This window comes from Serratia sp. Ser99, from assembly GCF_024519545.1.
GTDB lineage: Bacteria > Pseudomonadota > Gammaproteobacteria > Enterobacterales > Enterobacteriaceae > Serratia > Serratia liquefaciens.
The window spans coordinates 146,255-167,816 of record NZ_JALJRT010000010.1; the positions used below are offsets into that span (position 1 = coordinate 146,255).

General features: G+C 56.6%; 21 protein-coding genes. 8 read left to right on the forward strand and 13 right to left on the reverse strand.

The annotated features are described in order from the left end of the window. Window positions 1-24: 24 nt before the first annotated feature. On the forward strand, window positions 25-429 hold the full coding sequence (gene mutT, locus NR114_RS19360) for an 8-oxo-dGTP diphosphatase MutT (RefSeq protein WP_020825218.1): 405 nt from the start codon (window positions 25-27) through the stop codon (window positions 427-429). Window positions 430-470: 41 nt separating this feature from the next. On the opposite strand, the gene yacG is transcribed toward mutT, so the two are convergent. From yacG to coaE, 3 genes are read right to left on the reverse strand one after another with little or no spacing between them, the layout of a single operon-like run. Next, window positions 471-662 (reverse strand): DNA gyrase inhibitor YacG, encoded by a 192-nt coding sequence (gene yacG / locus NR114_RS19365; RefSeq protein WP_020825219.1) that lies wholly within the window; start codon window positions 660-662, stop codon window positions 471-473. 50 nt (window positions 663-712) lie between these two features. After that, window positions 713-1,465, reverse strand: coding sequence for a cell division protein ZapD (gene zapD, locus NR114_RS19370; RefSeq protein WP_020825220.1), 753 nt, complete (start codon window positions 1,463-1,465; stop codon window positions 713-715). Between the two features lie 5 nt (window positions 1,466-1,470). Further along, window positions 1,471-2,085, reverse strand: coding sequence for a dephospho-CoA kinase (gene coaE, locus NR114_RS19375; RefSeq protein ID WP_234529148.1), 615 nt, complete (start codon window positions 2,083-2,085; stop codon window positions 1,471-1,473). 458 nt (window positions 2,086-2,543) lie between these two features. On the opposite strand from coaE, the gene NR114_RS19380 reads away from it, so the two are divergent. After that, complete coding sequence (locus tag NR114_RS19380) at window positions 2,544-3,587, forward strand: GMP reductase (RefSeq protein WP_020825222.1); 1,044 nt, start codon at window positions 2,544-2,546, stop codon at window positions 3,585-3,587. Between the two features lie 65 nt (window positions 3,588-3,652). Here NR114_RS19380 and hofC read toward each other — a convergent pair whose 3' ends face one another. The 4 genes from hofC to nadC form a co-directional block, all read right to left on the reverse strand. Continuing rightward, entirely contained in the window at window positions 3,653-4,852 is a 1,200-nt protein-coding gene (hofC, locus tag NR114_RS19385; RefSeq protein ID WP_048762931.1) for a protein transport protein HofC, read from the reverse strand. Then, entirely contained in the window at window positions 4,849-6,297 is a 1,449-nt protein-coding gene (gene gspE, locus NR114_RS19390; protein WP_234529149.1) for a type II secretion system protein GspE, read from the reverse strand. Before gspE ends, hofC begins: the two co-directional genes overlap by 4 nt. Continuing rightward, the gene (gene ppdD / locus NR114_RS19395; protein WP_020825225.1) at window positions 6,294-6,743 is read right to left on the reverse strand and encodes a prepilin peptidase-dependent pilin; all 450 of its coding nucleotides are present in this window, start codon (window positions 6,741-6,743) and stop codon (window positions 6,294-6,296) included. Before ppdD ends, gspE begins: the two co-directional genes overlap by 4 nt. 199 nt (window positions 6,744-6,942) lie before the next feature. After that, a complete protein-coding gene (nadC, locus tag NR114_RS19400; RefSeq protein ID WP_129983317.1) occupies window positions 6,943-7,833 on the reverse strand; it encodes a carboxylating nicotinate-nucleotide diphosphorylase in 891 nt (296 codons plus the stop codon). An 85-nt stretch (window positions 7,834-7,918) separates the two neighbouring features. Between nadC and ampD the strand changes: the two genes are divergently transcribed. After that, entirely contained in the window at window positions 7,919-8,515 is a 597-nt protein-coding gene (gene ampD / locus NR114_RS19405; RefSeq protein WP_129983318.1) for a 1,6-anhydro-N-acetylmuramyl-L-alanine amidase AmpD, read from the forward strand. Then, complete coding sequence (ampE, locus tag NR114_RS19410; protein WP_020825228.1) at window positions 8,515-9,369, forward strand: beta-lactamase regulator AmpE; 855 nt, start codon at window positions 8,515-8,517, stop codon at window positions 9,367-9,369. Before ampD ends, ampE begins: the two co-directional genes overlap by 1 nt. Window positions 9,370-9,439: 70 nt before the next feature. On the opposite strand, the gene hemL is transcribed toward ampE, so the two are convergent. Beyond that, window positions 9,440-10,729 (reverse strand): glutamate-1-semialdehyde 2,1-aminomutase, encoded by a 1,290-nt coding sequence (gene hemL / locus NR114_RS19415; protein ID WP_020825229.1) that lies wholly within the window; start codon window positions 10,727-10,729, stop codon window positions 9,440-9,442. Between the two features lie 179 nt (window positions 10,730-10,908). On the opposite strand from hemL, the gene clcA reads away from it, so the two are divergent. Together clcA and erpA are read left to right on the forward strand one after the other, a co-directional pair. Further along, complete coding sequence (clcA, locus tag NR114_RS19420) at window positions 10,909-12,348, forward strand: H(+)/Cl(-) exchange transporter ClcA (RefSeq protein WP_048762936.1); 1,440 nt, start codon at window positions 10,909-10,911, stop codon at window positions 12,346-12,348. 89 nt (window positions 12,349-12,437) lie between these two features. After that, window positions 12,438-12,782: an iron-sulfur cluster insertion protein ErpA gene (erpA, locus tag NR114_RS19425; protein WP_004950184.1), complete on the forward strand. Its 345-nt coding sequence runs from the start codon at window positions 12,438-12,440 to the stop codon at window positions 12,780-12,782. A gap of 58 nt (window positions 12,783-12,840) precedes the next feature. On the opposite strand, the gene NR114_RS19430 is transcribed toward erpA, so the two are convergent. The 4 genes from NR114_RS19430 to mtnN all read right to left on the reverse strand — a co-directional run bounded on the left by NR114_RS19430 (window position 12,841) and on the right by mtnN (window position 15,439). Next, window positions 12,841-13,089, reverse strand: coding sequence for a hypothetical protein (locus NR114_RS19430; protein ID WP_130016187.1), 249 nt, complete (start codon window positions 13,087-13,089; stop codon window positions 12,841-12,843). Between the two features lie 226 nt (window positions 13,090-13,315). Then, window positions 13,316-13,930 (reverse strand): TRIC cation channel family protein, encoded by a 615-nt coding sequence (locus NR114_RS19435; protein WP_020825232.1) that lies wholly within the window; start codon window positions 13,928-13,930, stop codon window positions 13,316-13,318. Next, a complete protein-coding gene (gene btuF / locus NR114_RS19440) occupies window positions 13,930-14,736 on the reverse strand; it encodes a vitamin B12 ABC transporter substrate-binding protein BtuF (RefSeq protein ID WP_234529150.1) in 807 nt (268 codons plus the stop codon). Before btuF ends, NR114_RS19435 begins: the two co-directional genes overlap by 1 nt. 1 nt (window position 14,737) lies before the next feature. After that, window positions 14,738-15,439 carry a 5'-methylthioadenosine/S-adenosylhomocysteine nucleosidase gene (mtnN, locus tag NR114_RS19445; protein WP_020825234.1) on the reverse strand — a complete coding sequence of 234 codons (702 nt, stop codon included), beginning with the start codon at window positions 15,437-15,439 and terminating at the stop codon, window positions 14,738-14,740. Window positions 15,440-15,568: 129 nt separating this feature from the next. Here mtnN and dgt point away from each other — a divergent pair, with 129 nt between their 5' ends. Beyond that, on the forward strand, window positions 15,569-17,086 hold the full coding sequence (gene dgt / locus NR114_RS19450) for a dGTPase (RefSeq protein ID WP_129941530.1): 1,518 nt from the start codon (window positions 15,569-15,571) through the stop codon (window positions 17,084-17,086). 190 nt (window positions 17,087-17,276) lie between these two features. Then, on the forward strand, window positions 17,277-18,716 hold the full coding sequence (degP, locus tag NR114_RS19455; protein ID WP_020825236.1) for a serine endoprotease DegP: 1,440 nt from the start codon (window positions 17,277-17,279) through the stop codon (window positions 18,714-18,716). 60 nt (window positions 18,717-18,776) lie between these two features. On the opposite strand, the gene barA is transcribed toward degP, so the two are convergent. Next, a complete protein-coding gene (gene barA / locus NR114_RS19460; RefSeq protein WP_174573745.1) occupies window positions 18,777-21,509 on the reverse strand; it encodes a two-component sensor histidine kinase BarA in 2,733 nt (910 codons plus the stop codon). Window positions 21,510-21,562 lie beyond the last annotated feature (53 nt).

The window sequence follows — 21,562 nt, forward strand, 5'->3', positions numbered from 1 at the left end:
CAACGACTCAATCAGGAGGATGCGATGAAACATCTGAATATCGCCGTCGGCATCATTCGTAATGCCCAGCAGGAAATCTTCATTACCCGCCGCGCGGCCGATTCGCATATGGCCGGTTTCTGGGAGTTTCCCGGCGGCAAAATTGAACAGGGGGAGACGCCGGAACAGGCGCTTAGCCGTGAATTATTGGAAGAGACCGGCATTGAAGCCCAGCGTGCGGAGTTGTTGGACGTGCTTGAGCATCAGTTTAGCGATCGCATCGTCACGTTGAATTTCTATCTGGTGGAAGCCTGGGCCGGTGAACCCTTCGGTCGCGAAGGCCAGCCTATGCGCTGGGTAAAGCAGGCTGACCTGCGGGAAGAAGAGTTCCCTCAGGCCAATATCAGCATTATCAAACTGCTGGTGGAGCAGGCTAACGCCGCGCAGTAATACAACCGGCCTGGCGGCTGCCGGGCCGATCAGAAGGACGATCAGCGATCGTCTGCTTCACTCCACTCTTCGCTTTCGGAAAGATCGCTGTTGCTGGGAATGCGCTTCTCTTCATCGGCCCATTCGCCCAGATCAATCAGCTGACAGCGTTTGCTGCAAAACGGACGAAATGGGCTCACCTCTCCCCAAACCACACCTTTGCCACAGGTTGGGCATTTCACTACGGTAGTCATATCTATTCCTTACTCCCTTCCAACGCGTGAAAGGTCTTGATGTCATTGGGTCAGCAACAGGCCAACTCAAAGGTTAGTCGTTCCGGCACCACGCCGAGCTCACTGTCCAGCGGCAGAAAGCGAATCGCATAGCGCGTCTTATGGCCGGAAATTTGTGGGTAAAGCTGGTGCGCCAGATTGATGCGTAAGCGCAGCAGATCCGCCCCCTCGGCGTTATCCTGGAAAAAACCGTTCAGGCTGATCTGATTGCGAAATGGCCCGGCCTGACGGATCAGATCCAGCACCATAGTCAGTGCCTGGTTTAATGGTTCTAGCGTTTGCAACCATTCGGCTACGTCATTATCCCGCTCTTGCTGAGGCGCATGCATCCACATGTGCAGCGTCGGCAAGTCAAAGCTGCAGCACCCACCGGGGATGCTCAGACGTTGCCGCACCAGACTAATCAACCGATCTTCGCGCAGCGCCTGACCCAGTCGCGGCGCAGACATCAGTGCGGCACCACGTTGCTTCAACTGGTTGCGCAACTGATCCACCAGCGACATATCGACGCCCGGAACATCGGCCCACGCCAGCAATTTTTGCTGCTGACGTTCCAACTCTTTCAGTAACTCGGTACGTACTTCACCGCGCTCCAGCACGTCCAGCAGATCGGCGATGGTGCGGAAAAAGGTCAGGGCGATGGCCGTTTCGCTTAAGGCTCGCTGGCCATGCAGCTGTTGCAGCAAAAATTCCATGCGCAGCCAGGTGCGCATTTTTTCATTCAACGGATGTTCAAAAAGAACGCTTGGGGAAACATCACTCATTCAGTTTAATCCTGTCGGGTCGCTGATGCCGCCAGCTCAAGGTAACGGCAATGCAGTGCGGCAACCAATGGCTCTATCCCCTGAGCGGTGCCGCTATTATCAATGATGTCGTCTGCAGCGGCCAGGCGCTGCTCACGCGTGACCTGTGCGGACAGTATGTTCTGTGCCTGCTGACGGCTGATACCGTCGCGGGCGATGGTTCTGGCCAACTGAGTCTCGCTGTCGACGTCAACCACCAGCACGCGATCGGCGCGCCCCTGCAGGTTGTTCTCGACCAGCAGCGGCACCACCCAGAGAGCGTAGGGGCTGGTGACTTGCGCCAGTTGACGTTGAGTTTCCTGATGAATCAGCGGGTGCAGCAGTTGGTTTAGCCAACGCTTTTCATCAGGGTTACTGAAGATACACTGACGTAAGGCGGCACGGTTCAGTGAACCGTCTGGCTGCAACATTTCATTACCAAAACGTTCGGCGATGGCAGCCAGTGCCGGGGTTCCTGGCTCGACAACCTGTCGGGCGATAACGTCAGCATCGACCACCGTCACGCCGTGGCGAGCGAAGGCGTCTGCCACGGTGGACTTACCGCTGCCGATACCCCCTGTCAACGCAACAATGTAGGCCATGGTAGGGAATGCACCTGAGGTTCATAAAAAAATAATAGACGAATCATAAAGCGATCGCACAGAAGTGCAAGTAAGCCGGCGGCGCTTGCCGTGCCGCTTAGGCTGTACGGTGATAAAAAGCGCAGCCGGAAAGGGAAAATGAGCGGGAGGTCACACTGCGGTGTCGCAGGTAAATTTGTCGGATTGTAGCGCAAAAAAAGGAGAATTCGCAGTCTTGTCCGGCGATTATTAGCGCGTATGATAGCGTCACTGGAACTGGCATTAATCTATACCCGTCATTCTTCAAGCTGCAGGTGTGTTGACTGCGAGCGTTCACCCGAATCACTTACATGAGTAAGCTCATCGGGACTCTCGCCCTTGTCGCCTTCCTGCAACTCGAATTATTTAGGGTATACCCCGTCGCTTTTCAAGCCATTGCGTTTTGCGATCCGTCGCCATAAACCAGGAAATCATAAGTCATGCGTATTGAAGAAGATTTGAAGTTAGGCTTTAAAGATGTGCTGATTCGCCCAAAGCGTTCCACGCTGAAAAGCCGCTCAGAAGTTGAACTGGAACGTCAGTTTACCTTCAAACATTCTGGCTGTAGCTGGTCTGGTGTGCCGATCATCGCCGCCAACATGGACTCAGTCGGTACCTTCAGCATGGCAGAGGCCCTGGCTTCCTTCGATGTTCTCACCGCCGTACACAAACACTACACCGTAGAGCAGTGGGCCGCCTTTGTGCAGCGCGTACCGGCATCGGTGCTGCGCCACGTGATGGTTTCAACCGGCACGTCCGACGCTGACTTTGTGAAAATGCAACAGATCCTGGCGCTATCACCCGAGCTGAAGTTTATCTGTATCGACGTAGCCAATGGTTATTCCGAACATTTTGTCGCTTTCCTGCAGAAAGCGCGCGAAGCCTGTCCAAAACATGTTATCTGTGCCGGTAACGTCGTCACCGGTGAAATGGTGGAAGAACTTATCCTGTCCGGGGCCGACATTGTTAAAGTCGGTATTGGTCCAGGCTCTGTCTGCACGACCCGCGTGAAAACCGGTGTCGGTTATCCGCAGTTGTCTGCGGTGATCGAATGCGCTGATGCAGCGCATGGCCTCGGCGGCCAAATCGTTAGCGATGGCGGTTGTTCAGTGCCGGGCGACGTAGCGAAAGCCTTTGGCGGCGGTGCTGATTTTGTCATGCTGGGCGGCATGCTGGCCGGCCACGACGAGTGCGAAGGCACCATTGTGGAAGAGAACGGTGAGAAATTTATGCTGTTCTACGGCATGAGCTCCGAGTCGGCGATGAAACGCCACGTCGGCGGCGTTGCCCAGTACCGTGCGGCCGAAGGGAAAACTGTCAAACTGCCGTTGCGCGGCGAAGTTGAGTTCACCGTCCGCGACATCCTTGGCGGCCTGCGTTCCGCTTGCACCTACGTCGGCGCGGAACGTCTGAAAGAGCTGACCAAGCGCACCACCTTTATCCGCGTTGCAGAGCAGGAAAACCGCGTCTTCGGCAGCAAGTAAGCAGCGCGTATCGATACCAGCAATTTGTGGGCGCAGTTCAATGCTGCGCCCAATCACTGACGGACTTACCCCAAAACATTCCCCAACTGAAATATCGGCAGATACATGGCGATCACCAATGTGCCGACGATCCCGCCTACCACCAGCATTAATAGGGGCTCCAGCGTTTGCGCCAGGGTATCGGCCAGCTCAAAGGTTTGTTGTTCATGCCACGCGGCCAGTTTGCCCAATAGGGTATCTAACGAACCGGATTCTTCGCCCACGCGCACCAGTTGCTGGCACAGAGTTGGGAAAAGCGCCTGTTGTTCCAAGGCGCGATGAAAAGTCTGCCCTTGCGAAATCTGTTGCCTGATGGTGTCAATCGCCTGGCGATAAAACAGGTTATCCACCGACAGCGCCGCCGCAGCTAACCCGTCAACCAGGCTGAGCCCAGCCTGCTGGGTCATGGCCAGAATACGGAATATTTGGCTCAGGCAGCCGCCTTTAATCAAGTGTGCAATCAGTGGCAGACGCAACAGCGCCGCCTGTTCGCGCCTGCGCCATTGAGGCTGCGGATGCAGACGACGAAGATAGGTGTATGCCATACAGACCAGAATAGCCGTTAGCCAGGGACCGCTGTCGATCAGCAGGGTGGAAAGGTTCAGCAATCCTTGGGTAAACCACGGCAGCGGCGCATTGAATGACTGATAGACGCCGGCAAATTCCGGCAACACCATCACCAGCATCAAAATGCTTACCAACAGCGCCACCGCGCAGATAAACAAAGGGTAACGCAGTGCCTTGATGACTTTCTTTTGCAGTTTTTGCTGTGCTTCCTGTTGTTGGGCCAGTTGCAGGCAGCATTCGTCCAGGTGACCGGTCAGCTCGCCAATGGCGATTAGCTGGCGGTAGATCAGAGGAAACACGGCATGTTGCTCAGCGATAACTTCAGAAAATGGCTGGCCCTGGCGTACCTGTTCACTCACTTCCCGCAGCAGGCAGCGCCAGGCTGCGGACGGATGCTCCGCAGCTAATAACTGTAAACCGCTGACCAGCGGCAATCCGGCCTGCAGCAGGGTGGCTAACTGACGGGTGAACTGGATCAGGGGTTCACCGCGCCATTGACCCGGTGAAATACGTTTTCCGCTGTTGATCTGGCAGGGTTGCAGCCCTTGTTCGATCAACCACTGGCTGACCTCATTCTTCTTACCGCTCATCAGCTCACCCTCACGCAACTGTCCGTGTGGGTCAATTGCCTGCCAGAGGAAAAGGCGGAGTGTTTTCACTGAGCGACTCCGCCGTCGGCAATCACACCGACAATGCGGTATACCTCCTCCAGCGAGGTGACGCCCTGGGCGACCAGCGTTAGTCCGGCTTGCAGCAACGTGGTTTGCCCCTGCTGCCGGGCGATTTCAGCCAACATGCTGGGGGCGGCCCCCTCCAGCAGGCCGGCTTGCACCTCTGGGGTAATGGTCAACAGTTCATATACCCCGGTGCGGCCATAGTAGCCGCTGAAGCAGTGCTCGCAGCCATCGGCCTTCCAGGGCAGCAGAGGTGTTGCCCAAATGGCTGCGGGAAAACGTACGGGCTGGCTTTGTTGATAGCGGCAGTGGCTGCATAACTTACGCACCAGACGTTGTGCGATCACCAGCTTCAGACAGGCGGCAATCAGGTAGCCCGGAATGCCCATATGAGTCAGGCGCGTCAGGGTTTCGCTGGTGGAATTGGTGTGCAAGGTGGAAAGCACCAGGTGGCCGGTTTGAGCGGCTTTTACTGCGATCCCCGCCGTTTCCCGATCGCGGATCTCACCGATCATGATGACGTCCGGATCCTGTCGCAGCAAGGCGCGTAATACGCGGGAGAAATCCAGTTCCGTTTTGGCGTTGGTCTGCGTCTGATTGATACCGAACAGGGGAATTTCAATCGGATCCTCGACGCTGCATAAATTACTCTGCGCGTCATTCAACTGACGCAGACCGCTGTATAGCGTGACGGTTTTGCCGCTGCCGGTGGGGCCGGTGACCAGGATCATGCCCTGAGGGCAGGATAAGGCAGAGGAAAACTGCACCAGTGCTGTCGGATCCATACCCAACCGATCCAACGGCAGCTCCTGGCGTTCAGTTTGCAAAATTCGCAGCACCACTTTTTCGCCGTGTAGGGTGGGCAGGGTGGCGATACGCATGGAGTAGCTAGCGTTATCCAACCGCACGCTGAGCTGACCATCCTGCGGCAGGCGGCGCTCGGCGATGTCCAACTGCCCCATGATTTTCAGTCGAGCCGTGAGGCGAGCCGCGAGCGTGAATGGCGGTGAGGTTATCACCTGCAACACGCCGTCGATGCGTAGCCGGATACGGAGAGTCTGCTGGTAAGGTTCGAAATGAATGTCCGAGGCTCGTCGCTGAATGGCGATGCGGAGCGTCTGATTGATAAATTGCACCACGGGTGCGTCACTGTCGTCGTTTAATGATGCCGCGTCGAATTGCTCCTCCGAAGTGGGCTGCTCGCGCCTATCGCCCTGCATTTGCCGCCTATTCAGTTCCAATTCCAGCCTGGCTGCCGGCCACTGTTCCAGATGAATGCGTTTGCCGGTGGCAAAACGCAGGGCTGATAATAGCGCTTGTGGTGCCTCCGTCGTCAGGGCCACGTTCAGGCACTGGTCATCTTCACTGAGAGCCAGTGCCTGATAGCGTTGGCACAGGGTATGGATTTCATCGCTGATTGCCGTACTCATGATGTCGGCGCCGCAGCGGTAGTGTCAAAACGGAAAACTTCCTGGCAGGTTTCCTGCAGATTGCTGTTTTCGCTGGTGCACAGGCGTGTCCAACGCGTCAGGCCGCTGGCATTTTGGGTTGGCGTCAGTGCGACCGTCAATCCCTGCAGCGTTTGCGAGCCGGTCAGCGAGATCACGCCCTGGCTGACCTGAACCGCGCTGACGTAACGTGAGGCGTCGCCGGTAGGGATGCCTTTGCTGCCGGCGTTACAGCCGGTCGGCGTGCCGCTGTCGAGCACGCACAGTTCAACGGCCAGCTTATACGGCGTCATGGCTTGCAGCATGTCGGTCATCGCTGCCTTTTGGATATAGCGCTGATAGGCAGGAATACCTATGGCGCTCAGTATGGCGATAATGGCGATCACCACCATCAGTTCTATCAGGGTAAAACCGCGCTGCGTTTCCATCCGTTGCTTCCTCCATGTCAATGTGGAAGCCAGAGTAATCAGGCCAGCGGGGCGCTTCGAGCGGGTGATGGCTGTTTTTAGGCGCAGTTCCACAGCATTCGATCGAGGTTGCAGCAGAGGGGAAAAGAGATGGGGCGAGCTTCGCAGTTTTGATGAAAAAACACCTCCCCGGTAGTTCAGGGAGGTGCGGAGAGAGGGGTTATTTGAAGCGCATGGACAGATCGAGGGCGGTCACATGTTTGGTCAGCGCGCCCACAGAAATATAGTCCACGCCGGTTTCGGCGAAGGTACGCAGGGTTTCGCTGGTCACGTTGCCGGACACTTCCAGCTGTGCACGGCCCTGAGTTTGCGTCACGGCGGCGCGCATCATGTCGACGCTGAAATTGTCCAGCATGATAATGTCTGCACCGGCGTCCAGCGCCTGCTGCAGTTCATCCAGCGACTCGACTTCCACTTCGACCGGCACCTCGGCATGCAGCCAGAATGCTTTCTCAACCGCTTTTTTAATCGAGCCGGAGGCAATGATGTGGTTTTCCTTGATCAGGAAGGCGTCGGACAGCCCGAGACGGTGGTTGCTGCCGCCGCCGCACAATACGGCATATTTCAGCGCGGTGCGCAGCCCTGGCAGGGTCTTGCGGGTGTCGAGCAGGCGGGTTTTCGTCCCCTGCAACAGTGCCACATAGCGGCTGACTTCGGTTGCTACGCCGGAAAGCGTCTGCACAAAGTTCAGCGCAGTGCGCTCACCGGTAAGCAGCACCCGTGCCGGGCCGGTCAGTTTGCAAAGCGCTTGGTCGGGCACCAGGCTATCACCGTCCGCCACCAGCCAATCCACTTTCACCTGGTTGCCCAACTGGATAAAGACTTCATTCAGCCAGAGTTTTCCGCAAAAAATACCGGGTTCGCGGGTGATGATCGTGGCTTCGGCCTGGGTATCGGCCGGCAACAATTGCGCGGTAATATCGCGTTCGGCATCGACTTCGCCTCCCAGGTCTTCACGCAGCGCCTGGGCAACGGCATAGGGGATATCGCTTTCAATTCGTTCAAGAAGCTCGGTGCGGCGAGTGTCGGCACTGTAGCGGCGTGTCGGCATAGAAAACTCCGAAATGGACGGTAAGATCGTAGGGGGAACATGCTACTCTGTTGCCGTGACAAGTACCACCGCCCAGAGGTGTCTGATGCAGTTAGAACAAGGCTGGATTGTCGGGGTAACCCGGGTTGTCTCGCCGCATTGCGATCTTCGCCCGAATGAGGAGGCGCCTTCGCTGCTGGTGATCCACAATATCAGCCTGCCGCCCGGCGAGTTCGGCGGCCCCTATATCGATCGGCTGTTTACCGGTACTCTTGATCCTGCGGATCACCCCTATTTTTCTGATATTCATCAACTACGCGTTTCGGCGCACTGCCTGATCCGTCGCGACGGTGAAATCATTCAGTATGTGCCCTTTGACCGACGAGCCTGGCACGCGGGCGTTTCGTCGTATCAGGGACGAGAGCGCTGTAACGATTTTTCGATCGGCATTGAACTGGAAGGTACCGATCATGTGGCGTTCACGCCGCAGCAATACCAAAGTCTGAACGCGGTGACCGCGCTGCTGATCCGGCATTATCCGACGTTGGCGGCGCATATCACCGGGCACAGTGACATTGCCCCAGGCCGTAAAACCGATCCCGGCCCGGCGTTTGATTGGGATTTATATCTGGCATCTCTGGAACAACCTGGCGGGCCAGATGACGCTATGCTTGGAACAATCGAAAGGGAGAGGAGTCGCTAATGACGCTGTTTACGCTGTTACTGGTTCTGGCGTGGGAACGTTTATTCAAGCTGGGTGAGCATTGGCAGTTGGATCATCGCCTTGAGGTGGTATTTCAACGGCTGCATCGGTTTTCACTGGCGCAAACGCTGCTGATGACGCTGGCCTGGATGGTGGTGGTGGCAGGGATTTTGTGGCTGTCCCAGGGACTGTTTTTCGGCGTAGTGACGCTGTTGCTGTGGATCGTCATTGATTTGCTGTGTGTCGGCGCAGGGATCAAGCGTAAACACTATCGGGCCTATCTGAAGGCCGCTCGGCAGGGGGATGCCCATGCCAGCGATCAAATGGCGGAAGAACTGGCGTTGATCCACGGTTTGCCGGTGGATTGCAGCGAAGAGTTGCGCTTGCGTGAACTGCAAAATGCGCTGCTGTGGATTAACTTCCGTTATTATCTGGCGCCGCTGTTTTGGTTTGTGGTCTGCGGGCCTTACGGGCCGATTGCGCTGGCAGGCTACTCTTTCCTGCGCGCTTACCAGACCTGGTTGGCACGCCATAACACGCCGCTGGAGCGTTCGCAGTCAGGCATCGATCATCTGCTGAACTGGCTGGACTGGATCCCGGTGCGTCTGGCCGGCGTGGCTTACGCGTTGTTTGGTCACGGTGAAAGAGCGTTACCGGCGTGGTTTGCGTCGCTGGGCGATCGTCACTCTTCGTCGTATCAGGTGCTGACGCGGTTGGCGCAGTTTTCACTGGCGCGCGATCCCCATATGGATCCGGTGCAGACGCCAAGGGCAGCGGTCAGCCTGGCGCGTAAGGTGACGATGATTATCGTGGTGGTGGTGGCGCTGCTGACCATTTACGGAGCCTTGCTCTAAAGCCACAGCGGGGGTCACGATGGAAATAAAAACGGGCGCCTGGCGCCCGTTTTTATTGGCTTGATGCGTCTTACAGTTTGGCGAAGCAGCGACGTGCGGCATCGATGGTGCGCTGAATGTCTTCCTTGCTGTGCGCAACGGACATAAAGCCGGCCTCAAAGGCAGAAGGCGCCAGATACACCCCTTCCTCCAGCATCAGGTGGAAGAAGCGCTTAAAGCGTTCTACGTCGCACTGCATCACGTCCTGGTAGCAGGTCACTGCCGGTGCATCGGTAAAGAACAGGCCAAACATCCCGCCAACGTGGTTAACCACCAGCGCGATGTTTTCTTCTTCAGCCGCGTGCAGCAGGCCAGACGCCAGCATATCGGTCAGTTCGGTCAGGGTCTGGTGGATACCGACCTGAGAGACTTCGGTCAGACAGGCGTAGCCGGCCGCCATCGCAATCGGGTTGCCTGACAGGGTGCCCGCCTGATAGACCGGCCCGGTTGGTGCCAGCGCTTCCATCACTTCACGACGGCCCCCAAAGGCACCGACAGGCATGCCGCCGCCGATGATTTTACCCAAACAGGTCAGGTCCGGCACCACGCCATAATGAGCCTGAGCCCCGGCCAGCGCCACGCGGAAGCCGGTCATGACTTCGTCGATAATCAACAGCGCACCGTACTTGTCGCACAGTGCACGCAGGCCCGGCAGGAACTCCGGCAGCGGCGGCACGCAGTTCATGTTGCCGGCGACCGGCTCGACGATGATGCAGGCGATCTCGGAAGGATATTGTTCAAATGCAGCCTGCACCGAATCCAGATCGTTAAAGGTACAGGTCAGGGTATGCTTGGCGAAATCGGCCGGTACGCCCGGGGAGTTAGGCTGGCCCAGGGTCAGCGCGCCGGAGCCGGCTTTGACCAGCAGGCAGTCGGCGTGGCCGTGGTAGCAGCCTTCAAATTTGATGATTTTGTCGCGGTTGGTGTAACCGCGCGCCAGACGGATGGCGCTCATGGTGGCTTCGGTTCCCGAGTTCACCATCCGCACCATGTCCATGGTCGGCACCAGTTCGGTAACCAGCTCCGCCATTTTAACTTCCATCTCGGTCGGCGCGCCAAAGCTCAGGCCGCGCTGCGCCGCTTCAATGACCGCATTGCGGATCGCCGGGTGGTTGTGTCCCAGCACCATCGGGCCCCAGGAACCGACGTAGTCGATATAACCTTTGCCGTCGACGTCGAACAGGTAAGCCCCGTCCGCCCGTTCGATAAACAGCGGCACACCGCCAACGCCGTTGAATGCACGCACCGGAGAGTTAACCCCGCCTGGGATTACCTGTTTTGCCTCGGCATACAGACTTTCGGACTTGCTGTTTAAGCTCATAGAACGGCTCCTGGATTCTCTTTTGAATGATTTGACCGCGCTATTCTAGTGAAGTGTTCGTCGATATGAAACGATCACAGTCAGATACCTATTTAGAGGGGCGATCGATTAGCGGGTGGGTTAGAATAATCAACTAGCCTATTTGTATTACATTTAATTCCATTAATGAATAACCCATTATGACTGAATTACAGCAACAGCCGCGGGTGGCGCAGGCCCCACGTCTAAAACGCAGTGACGCAGTGCGCCAGCTTTTACGTCGGGATAAAACGCCGGTGGCGATCCTGTTTATGGCGGCGCTGGTGGGCACCCTAGCGGGGCTGCTCGGGGTGGCCTTTGATAAGGCGGTAGATTGGGTGCAGCAGCAGCGCTTTTCCGCGCTGGCGCAGGTCGCCGATTATTGGATCCTGGTTTGGCCGCTGGCCTTTATTCTTTCCGCCGCGCTGGCGATGTTGGGATATTACCTAGTACGTCGCTTTGCTCCTGAGGCTGGGGGATCGGGCATACCGGAGATCGAAGGGGCATTGGAAGAGCTGCGTCCGGTGCGTTGGTGGCGGGTGATCCCGGTAAAATTTATCGGCGGTATGGGCACCTTGGGCGCGGGTATGGTACTGGGCCGCGAAGGGCCTACGGTGCAGATGGGCGGCAACGTCGGGCGCATGGTGCTGGATATCTTCCGCATGCGCGGTGCCGAAGCGCGCCATTCTTTGTTGGCAACCGGTGCAGCCGCCGGCCTGTCTGCGGCCTTTAACGCCCCGCTGGCGGGCATTTTGTTTATCATTGAAGAGATGCGGCCGCAGTTCCGCTACAACCTGATTTCGATTAAAGCGGTGTTTATCGGCGTCATCATGTCGAGCGTGGTGTTCCAGCTGTTCAACGGGGAAGGTTCGGTGATTGCGGTGGGCAAGCTTTCCTCGGCGCCGATCAATACCCTTTGGCTGTATTTGGTGCTGGGGGCGATATTTGGTGCGGTGGGGGTGATGTTCAACGCGTTGGTCTTCCGCACGCAAGATATGTTCGCTCGCCTGCACGGCGGAAAAATGCGCAAAATTTTGTTGATGGGCGGTTTGCTCGGCGGTATTTGCGGCATTCTGGGGCTGATCCAGCCCGAAGCCGCTGGCGGTGGTTTTGGCCTGATCCCGATCGCCGCAGCGGGCAACTATAGCGTCGGCATGCTGATGTTTATTTTTATCACCCGAGTGATCACCACACTGTTGTGTTTCGGTTCCGGGGCACCGGGCGGCATTTTTGCGCCAATGCTGGCGTTGGGCACGCTGTTTGGCACCGCTTTTGGCCTGGCCGGCGGGCATTTGTTCCCCGAGTACGGCATCGAAGCTGGCACCTTCGCTATTGCCGGCATGGGCGCCCTGTTTGCTGCCACGGTGCGTGCGCCGTTGACCGGGATCGTGCTGGTGCTGGAGATGACCGACAATTACCAGCTCATCCTGCCAATGATAATTACCTGTCTGGGTGCTACGCTGGTGGCGCAGTTCCTCGGGGGCAAGCCGTTGTATTCCTCCATATTAGCCCGCACCTTACAACGGCAGGAAGCGTCGCAGGCCAGCGAGGCGGCCGATAAAACAGGTAAAGAAAATACAACAAATGCGGTGAATACTTGAACGCAACACTCAGGTATTGGATAATCATTAACATTAATCCGGCCGCCATTGTAGCGACCTGATGCAGAACAATGTTGGGAGTAAAGAGTATGAGTGATGAAACAGCACTGCCCCTGCAATTTACCGAGGCAGCAGCAAGCAAGGTTAAAGTCCTGATTGCTGATGAAGAAAATCCGAATCTGAAGTTGCGGGTTTACATTACCGGTGGCGGTTGCAGCGGATTCCAATACGGCTTCACTTTTGACGACAAGGTCAACGATGGTGATATGACTATCGAGAAGCAGGGCGTCGCGCTGGTGGTTGACCCGATGAGCCTGCAGTATCTGGTGGGCGGCTCGGTCGACTATACCGAAGGCCTGGAAGGCTCGCGCTTCGTGGTGACTAACCCGAACGCCAAAACCACCTGCGGCTGTGGATCTTCCTTCAGCGTCTGATCCTGCGTGCTGCAGTACTAAACCCGCCAATCTCACCGGTTTGCGGGTTTTTTTATGGCTACCATTCTACGGTGACCAATTCTCGATAGGTTTCACTGCCGCTTTCGTTTTGTAACCTGCTACGGGTTACCTTAGGTTGGGTGTCGGTCGCATTGCCGCATTTCACCTGAGGGACTGTGTCGCTGACATCTACGCTGCACATAGGCATTAAGGTCAGGCTGACGCCGATTTTGCCGCTGGTGGTACCGGCGTAAGCGAGAGAGCTGCACAGCAGTACGCTGAACAATAAGATAATATTTTTCATCATTAGGACAAAGCCATCCGTAAGCAATCACATAATGGCTTATCGGCAAAAAGTTAATAAAATTTAACAGGGCGGGAGAATGGTTAACTTGAACTTAAAAAGTTTATTACATTGTTTTCCCTGATTTTTTCAGATGCAGATAATAACATTTGTTTATTAATTGGTCGAATATTCTGCTCTAGGGAGTGGGGACGTGATAAGACTCCGCCCGGGATCGGGCGGAGTGGGATTAGCGCTCGAGGATAAATGCGGGCAGTTTCAGGTGCCAGCGAATGGCCGCCAGCCTGATGGCTAACGTGATGACCATGCCAAGCATCATCGCCTGCTGCAGCGGCATACCGAAAGTGGCGAAGGCCGTGGCATGTACGATGCCGCCGATAATACAGGCAGTAGCGTAAATTTCGGTTCGCAGGATCATGGGGATTTCACGCGCCAGCACATCGCGGATAATGCCGCCGCCAACGCCGGTGATCACGCCCATACAGATTGCCACTAATGGGCTGGCATCGGCGGCAAAGGCTTTGTTTACCCCGATGCCGACGAACACCGCCAGCCCGACGGCATCCAGCACCGGCAAGATCCATTTAGGCAGGCGGCGCGGCTGGCGCACCAGCAGCAGCGTCAGTACGCAGGTGATCATCGCCACCACCAGATCGGTTGGATCCTTTACCCAAAATACCGGCCCGTTAGCCAATGCCATGTCGCGAATGGTGCCGCCACCGACCGCAGTGACCACGCCAAGCACCAGCACGCCAAAGGGATCCATCCGCAGCTTGCCCGCCAGCAATACGCCGGAAATGGCGAAAACTGCCGTGCCCAGGATATCCAGCCAAAACACCAGCATTAATGGATCTCCGCCAGTTGGCTGCACAGCTGTTGCGCAGCCAGCATGATGCGGGGGCCAGCGCGGTTGAACCAGTCGCCATTGAGCGCAATCACCGGTACCTGCAGTTGCGGCGCCCAGAAGGCCTTCACGCTGGCGATCTCTTTTTGATCACCGGTAATAACGATGGCCTGGGGCTGACGCGCCAACACCTGCTCACGGCTGATTTGCGGCCACGGCATGCGGCTGTCGGCAAAGATGTTTTCCGCACCGCACAGCGACAACACCTGGCTTTGCAGGGTGGCACCGGAAGTGGTGAACAGGGGCTGGGTGCCGAATTGCAGCAGGATCCGTCTTGGCTGAGTGTGAGGATATTTGGTTTTCAGGTCGGCAATTTGCTGACGAAGAGCCTCTGCGGCCTGATGCGCCTGTTCAGGATGCGGACTGTATTGGGCCAGTTGATCCAGCGAGCGGGGGATATCATCCAGAGTAGTGGCGTCGGCATAGAAAATCGGAATGCCGAATGCGGCGAGCTGATCCAGCACTCGCTGCGGATTGCCACCGCGCCAGGCGAGGATCAGATCCGGTTTTAGCGCCAGTACCCGCTCCAGATTGATGCCTTGCCAGGAGGCGACCTGCTCGAGTTTCTTGGCTGCTGGCGGATAATCTGAATAGGCGCTCACCGCCAGCAGCGTGTCGCCCATGCCGGCGGCATAGGCAAGTTCGGTGGTATTGGGTGCCAGGCTGATCACGCGCTGGGCAGCGCCGACAGGCAGCGCCACCCATAATGCCAGCAGCCACAACAGGGCTGAAAAGCGTCGCGTCACATTAACCGCGCTTAGCCAGGGTCTGCAGCATGGCGTTAACCATCAGCGTGGATTGCTGAGCGGCCACCACCAGGAACTCGTCGAAGCTCATGTGCGATTCACTGTCGGCAACGTCAGAGATTGCGCGTACCACGACAAACGGGGTGCCGAACAGGTGGCAAACGTGGCCCACGGCCGCCGCTTCCATTTCTACTGCCGCCACGCTCGGGAAAGTAGCGCGAATGCGGGCCAAAGGCTCTGCGCCGTTAATGAAGGCATCGCCGCTGCAGATCAGGCCGCGTACGGCGTTCAGATCCAGTTGCTTGATGCAGCTTTCCGCCAGGGCAATCAGCGCGTCGTCCGCGACAAACGCCGCCGGGCAGCCGGCCATTTGGCCTGGTTCGTAACCGAAAGCGGTCACGTCGGCATCGTGATAACGCACTTCTTCGGACACCACGATATCGCCGACCTTCAGCGTGCTGGCCAGGCCACCGGCAGAACCGGTGTTGATCACCACGTCCGGCTTGCAGTGTTCCAGCAGCAGGGTGGTCCCCATGGCCGCAGAAACCTTACCGATGCCGGACTTCAGCAACGCCACGTCAACGCCGCCGATCTGGCCGGTATAGATTTCACAGCCCGCGCGTTGAATGGTCTGACGGTTTTCGATTTGATCGCGCAGCAGGGTGACTTCCTGCTCCATTGCGCCGATGATGCCTACTTTCATAAATAACACTCGCTGATTGGGTGTGGGAATTGCGCCATAGTCTATCATGGCTCTCATAGAGAGATAATGCGTTGCATATGCCGTCGGGAATTGTTATCACGGGGGCTGGGCGCAACGGCGGAGAAACAGATGTCCGGGATCGACTTTAAGCAGAAAATCAGCTTCCAACGGCCCTTCAGCAACCCCATTGAAGCCGAAGAAGAATACGACATAGTGCGGCAGTTCGAGAGCGATCGCGGGCGTATTGTCAATTCCGCCGCCATTCGCCGTCTGCAGCAAAAAACCCAGGTGTTCCCGCTCGAACGCAATGCCGCGGTGCGCAGCCGCCTGACGCACTCCATGGAAGTGCAACAGGTAGGGCGGCATATCGCCAAAGAGATCCTTAATCGTTTCAAACAGGAAGGGCGGATCGACGAGCTCGGCCTGACCAAACTGCTCGATCCTTTTGAAAGCATTGTCGAAATGGCCTGCCTGATGCACGACATCGGTAATCCGCCTTTTGGCCATTTTGGCGAGTCGGCAATTAACGACTGGTTTGCGCAACGGCTGGATCCTGCCAGCTGCGGCAGTGAGCCCGCCAGTAACGATCGCTGCCAGGTCAGCGTATTGCGTCTGCACGAAGGTGAGAGCGATCTTAACCGCCTGCGCAGCCGCATTCGTCACGATCTCAGCCACTTCGAAGGGAATGCCCAGGCCATCCGGCTGGTGTATACCCTGCTGAAGCTTAATCTGACCTATGCACAGGTGGGCTGTATCCTGAAATATACTCGCCCGGCCTACTGGGCCAGCGATATTCCAGCCAGCCACAACTACCTGATGAAAAAACCGGGCTTTTATCTGGCGGAAGAGGCATTTGTCGATCGGTTGCGGCGTGAGTTGAATATGGGCGAGTTCGACCGTTTCCCTCTGACCTATATTATGGAAGCCGCTGATGATATTTCGTACTGCGTGGCGGATTTGGAAGACGCGGTGGAAAAAAACATTTTCACCGTCGAACAGCTTTACCAGCATTTAACTCAGGAGTGGGGTGAGGTTACGCCGGGCGATCTGTTTGATAAAACCGTGGCCAGTGCTTTTCGCAAGATCGATCGCGGGGGCGCACGTCGCAGCACCGAAGATCAATTCTTCATGTATTTACGAGTTTTCACCGTGGCGCGTTTGGTCCCGCATGCGGCGCAGCGTTTTATTGATAATCTGGATGCGGTTTTCCAGGGAAACTTTAATCAGGCGCTGTTGGAAGATTCCAGCCCGGCTTACCAACTGCTGAAAATATTCAAGAATGTGGCCTTCAAACACGTCTTCAACCATCCTGAAGTCGAACAGTTGGAGCTGCAGGGCTACCGGGTGATCAGCGGCCTGCTGGATATCTACAGCCCGTTGCTGGCAATGTCTTTGGCGGATTTTACCCGGCTGGTGCAGGAAGACAGCCATCGTGCTTATCCGATAGAAACACGCCTGTTTCACAAGCTTTCGACTAAACATCGCCTGGCGTATATCGAAGCGATTGAAGGTTTGCAGCACCTGTCGCCGGAGCAATTGGCGATCCGGGAGTATTATTTCCGTGCGCGTTTGCTGCAGGATTATATCAGCGGCATGACCGATCTTTATGCCTATGACGAATACCGCAGATTAATGGCAGCGGAATAATTCAATCCGCTAATAAATATTATTTTAAGCAGTTTGCTTGGCGCCGAGAGCTTATTTGGAGTTTTGTAAAGACGGACAATATTTGTTTACTATTACCAATAATCTGCGCCGGAACTTCGGGTTATTAATAGGCTCTCACTATGCACAAAGACCCTAATACTTTCTGATCGACTTTAGAAGAGACACACAGATGAAAAAAACCGCATTAGTTCTGAGCGCATTGGCATTCAGTATTGGTATGGCGATGGGCCCGATGACGGCCGTCGCCGCAGAAACCGCGTCTTCCAGCACCCAGCAATTGCCAAGCCTGGCACCGATGCTGGAAAAAGTGATGCCTTCCGTGGTGAGCATTAATGTTGAAGGCAGCACCACGGTCAATACGCCGAAAATGCCGCAGCAGTTCCAACAGTTCTTTGGTGAGGATTCACCGTTCTGCCAGGATGGTTCGCCATTCCAGGGCTCGCCGATGTGCCAGGGCGGCGCTGGCGCTGAACCGGGGGCGCCTGATCAGGGCACGCAGCAAAAATTCCAGGCGCTGGGCGCCGGGGTAGTGATTGACGCGGCCAAGGGCTACGTCGTCACCAACAACCACGTGGTGGATAACGCCAACAAAATCCAGGTTCAACTGAGCGACGGTCGCAAATTTGACGCCAAGGTGATCGGCAAGGATCCGCGTTCCGATATTGCGTTAATCCAACTGAAAGACTTTAAGAACCTGACGGCGATCAAGATGGCGGACTCCGAGCAACTGCGAGTCGGTGATTACACCGTCGCGATCGGCAACCCCTATGGACTGGGTGAAACAGCCACTTCCGGTATCGTTTCTGCACTGGGTCGCAGTGGGTTAAATATCGAGAACTACGAGAACTTTATCCAGACCGATGCGGCGATTAACCGCGGTAACTCTGGTGGCGCCTTGGTGAACCTTAACGGCGAACTGATCGGCATTAACACCGCGATCCTGGCGCCGGACGGTGGCAACATCGGTATCGGTTTTGCTATTCCGAGCAACATGGTGAAAAACCTGACCGCGCAAATGGTCGAGTACGGTCAGGTCAAACGCGGTGAATTGGGCATTATGGGTACCGAACTGAACTCTGAACTGGCGAAAGCGATGAAAGTGGACGCGCAGCGCGGGGCATTCGTCAGCCAGGTGATGCCGAAGTCTTCTGCCGCCAAAGCGGGTATCAAGGCCGGTGACGTGATTGTCACCATGAACGGTAAAGCGATTTCCAGCTTTGCTTCGTTCCGCGCGGAAATCGGTACTCTGCCGGTAGGCAGCAAAATGTCGCTGGGCATTCTGCGCGACGGCAAGCCTGTTACCGTGGACGTTACGCTGGAACAAAGCGCCCAGACTCAGGTTGAGTCCGGTAATATTTACACCGGTATTGAAGGTGCCGAACTGAGCAATGGCCAGGTCGGCAACCAGAAAGGCGTGAAGGTAGATAGCGTTAAAGCCGGCAGCGCTGCCGCCCGTATTGGGCTGAAAAAAGGTGACGTGATCCTGGGCGTTAACCAACAGCCGATCCAGAACCTGGGTGAACTGCGCAAGATCCTCGACAGCAAACCTTCGGTGCTGGCGCTGAATATCCTGCGTGGCGACACCAGCCTGTACCTGTTGATGCAGTAATGACCCACAGGTTTTTACCAAAAAGGCACGCTACGGCGTGCCTTTTTATTGCCTGTTACTTCAGGCCAAATGAGCGCGCGCGGCTTGGCAGACCAGCTCAATCTCATCTAGCAGCTCCAGCCATTCCGGCTCCAAATCATCGCTGCTTACACCCCGACGCAGCTGCTGTTCAATGTAGAAACACAGCTGTTTCAGACGCGGTACGCCGCTGTAGCTGCAACTGCCGTGCAGTTTGTGGATCAAATCCAGAATGTCGGCGTCCGGCGTGCCGTCGAGCATCGCTTGCACGCGTTCGCTAACCTGTGGCAGGAAGTCGAGCAGCATCTGCAATAGGTCACGGGCCAGATCGGGCTTGTTGGCCGCCTGACGCAGCGCCAGGGCCCAGTCGAGCGACAACGGCGGTTCATTAACGGAAACGGGTGCCGGCGTTACCGGGTCGGGTTCGCCGCTGTGATAGCGGGCCAACACGCGGGTCAGCATGGCTTCGTCAATCGGTTTGGCCAGATAGTCGTCCATGCCTGCCTGCAGCAAATGTTCGCGTTCGCCGCTGACCGCATGGGCGGTGACGGCGACGATCGGCGTTGAATTGTGGTGCGGCAGTTGGCGGATCAGCTCGCTGGTTCGAATACCGTCAATATTGGGCATCTGGATATCCATCAGGATCAAATCCAGCACGTTATCGCGCGCCAGCAGCAGCGCTTCTTCTCCGCTTTCACACAGCAGGGTCTTTTCCACCTGTTCGGCCAGCAGGGTGCCGATCAGTTTCAGGTTGGCCGGATTATCGTCAACCGCCATCACCGTTAGCGGCAGGCGTTTACGTTCCGGCAGCGCAGTGATGCGCGGCGGCGTTTCCATGCGCAGCAGCGGGAACAGGCGATTACTGGTGATTGGCTTGATCAGGCAACCGGCGGCGCCCTGTTGTTTAAGCATTTCGGCGTTGATTTGCGACTGGCAAGGCAGCGCCAGAATCACCCGGTCGGCGACTTTCAAAGCCGCCAGCAGCTTGCTTTCGTGCTGGGCCATATTGTCGCGGAAGGGGATTGGCACACCCACCAGCAGGAAATCGTAATGTTTCTTCGGCAGTTGGGCCAGCGTAGGTGAATGGGTAATCACCAGTTGGGTGACGTTCAGCATATTGAGCGTCGCCTGTGCTGCCATCGGGTTGGCTTCGATATACCCCAACGTCTTGCCTTGCAGATCCGGCAGGCTTGGCGGCAGCGACAGCATGCCTTCGTGCAGATCGAGCGTGATGTGGAACCAGAAGGTCGAGCCGCGATTCAACTGGCTGTGGAAGCAGATATCGCCGCCCATTTCTTTCACCAGCTTCTGGGTGATCACCAGCCCCAGGCCGGTGCCGCCGTGACGGCGTGAAATACTGGCGTCCGCCTGACGAAACGCCTGGAACAGCTGTGACTGTTGTCGTTCGGAGATGCCGATGCCGGTGTCGTGGATTTGTACTTCCAGCTCAATCTGGCGGTCTTGCAGGCCGCGCAGTTCGACACGGATATCGATGTTGCCGGTTTCGGTAAACTTGATTGCGTTGCCCAGCAGGTTGGTAATGATCTGCTGTAGCCGCAGCGAATCGCCGATCACCTGCTCTGGAACGTCGTTGTGCACGTCCAGCGTCAGCTCCAGCCCTTTTTCGTGGGCGCTCGGTGCCAACAGCACAATGACCTCGTCGAGGGTTTCACGCAGCGAGAACGGAATATGCTCCAGCACCAGCTTGCCGGCCTCCAGTTTGGAGAAGTCCAGCACGTCGTTGATGATGGTCAGCAAGTTGTTGGCCGAGCGCTCGATGGTTTGCAGGTAGTCGGTTTGGGTGACGCTCATTTCGGTTTTCAGCATCTGACGGGTAAAGCCAATCACGCCGTTGAGCGGAGTACGCAGCTCGTGCGACATGTTCGCCAGGAATTCGGATTTGATGCGGGCCGCTTCCTGGGCGCGTTTTTTCGCCAGATCCAGCTCGACGTTCTGGATCTCCATTTGCTCCAGGGTTTCGCGCAGGTCGGAGGTCGCCTGATCGATGTTCTGCTGCATCTCTTCATGGTAGGCCGTGAGCGACATCGCCATTGAGTTGATGCCGTTCTTCAGCATATGCAGTTCGCCCAGCATAAAGCCTTCGACGCGGCTGTCGAGCTGACCGCGGCGGATGCGATCGACGGTATTGACCATATTGCGGATCGGGCCGGTGACGTCGCGCATCAGACGGTAAGCGAACAGAATGGCGATACACATGCACAACAGCAGCAGCAGGGTGGAAACGAAGACCTCTTTGTATTGCTGCAGGCGAACCGACTGCAGATCCAGCTCGATTGCCACATAACCCAGGCGGTTGTCCTGCTGGAGATCGCTGCTGGCAGCCTGGTCCGGGTACTGGCTCTCCGCCAGGATCGGGGTGCGCAGGATCAGCGAGTCACCGCGCCGGGTCAGCATCAGATCCGTGGGGATCGGAACCCCCTTCGGCAACTGCAATTGGGTAAAGTTGTGATGGTAATTGGAGGTGACAAACAGATTATTCTGCGCATCAAATACCGTAATTGAACGCACAATATCTGAATGACGGCGGTGTAACAGACTGACCAACTGCCTGACCGACTCGCGGCTGCGGAACGTCATGCCGTACTCGCTGGCCACTGCCAACGGTTCGATAATGCTGGCGCCGGCGTCAACCAGTTGTTCTTGCAATTCATTGTAGCGATGCACTACGAAGAAAGTGCTGAGCAACAGACCAATCAACAGCGTTGGGGCCAGAATCAGGATCATCATGCGCGCCCGCAGGCTGTATTTGGTCATGGGTTTCCAATGTGGGAGAATTGCCGGACAATCTCTACTTTAAATGAACCAGC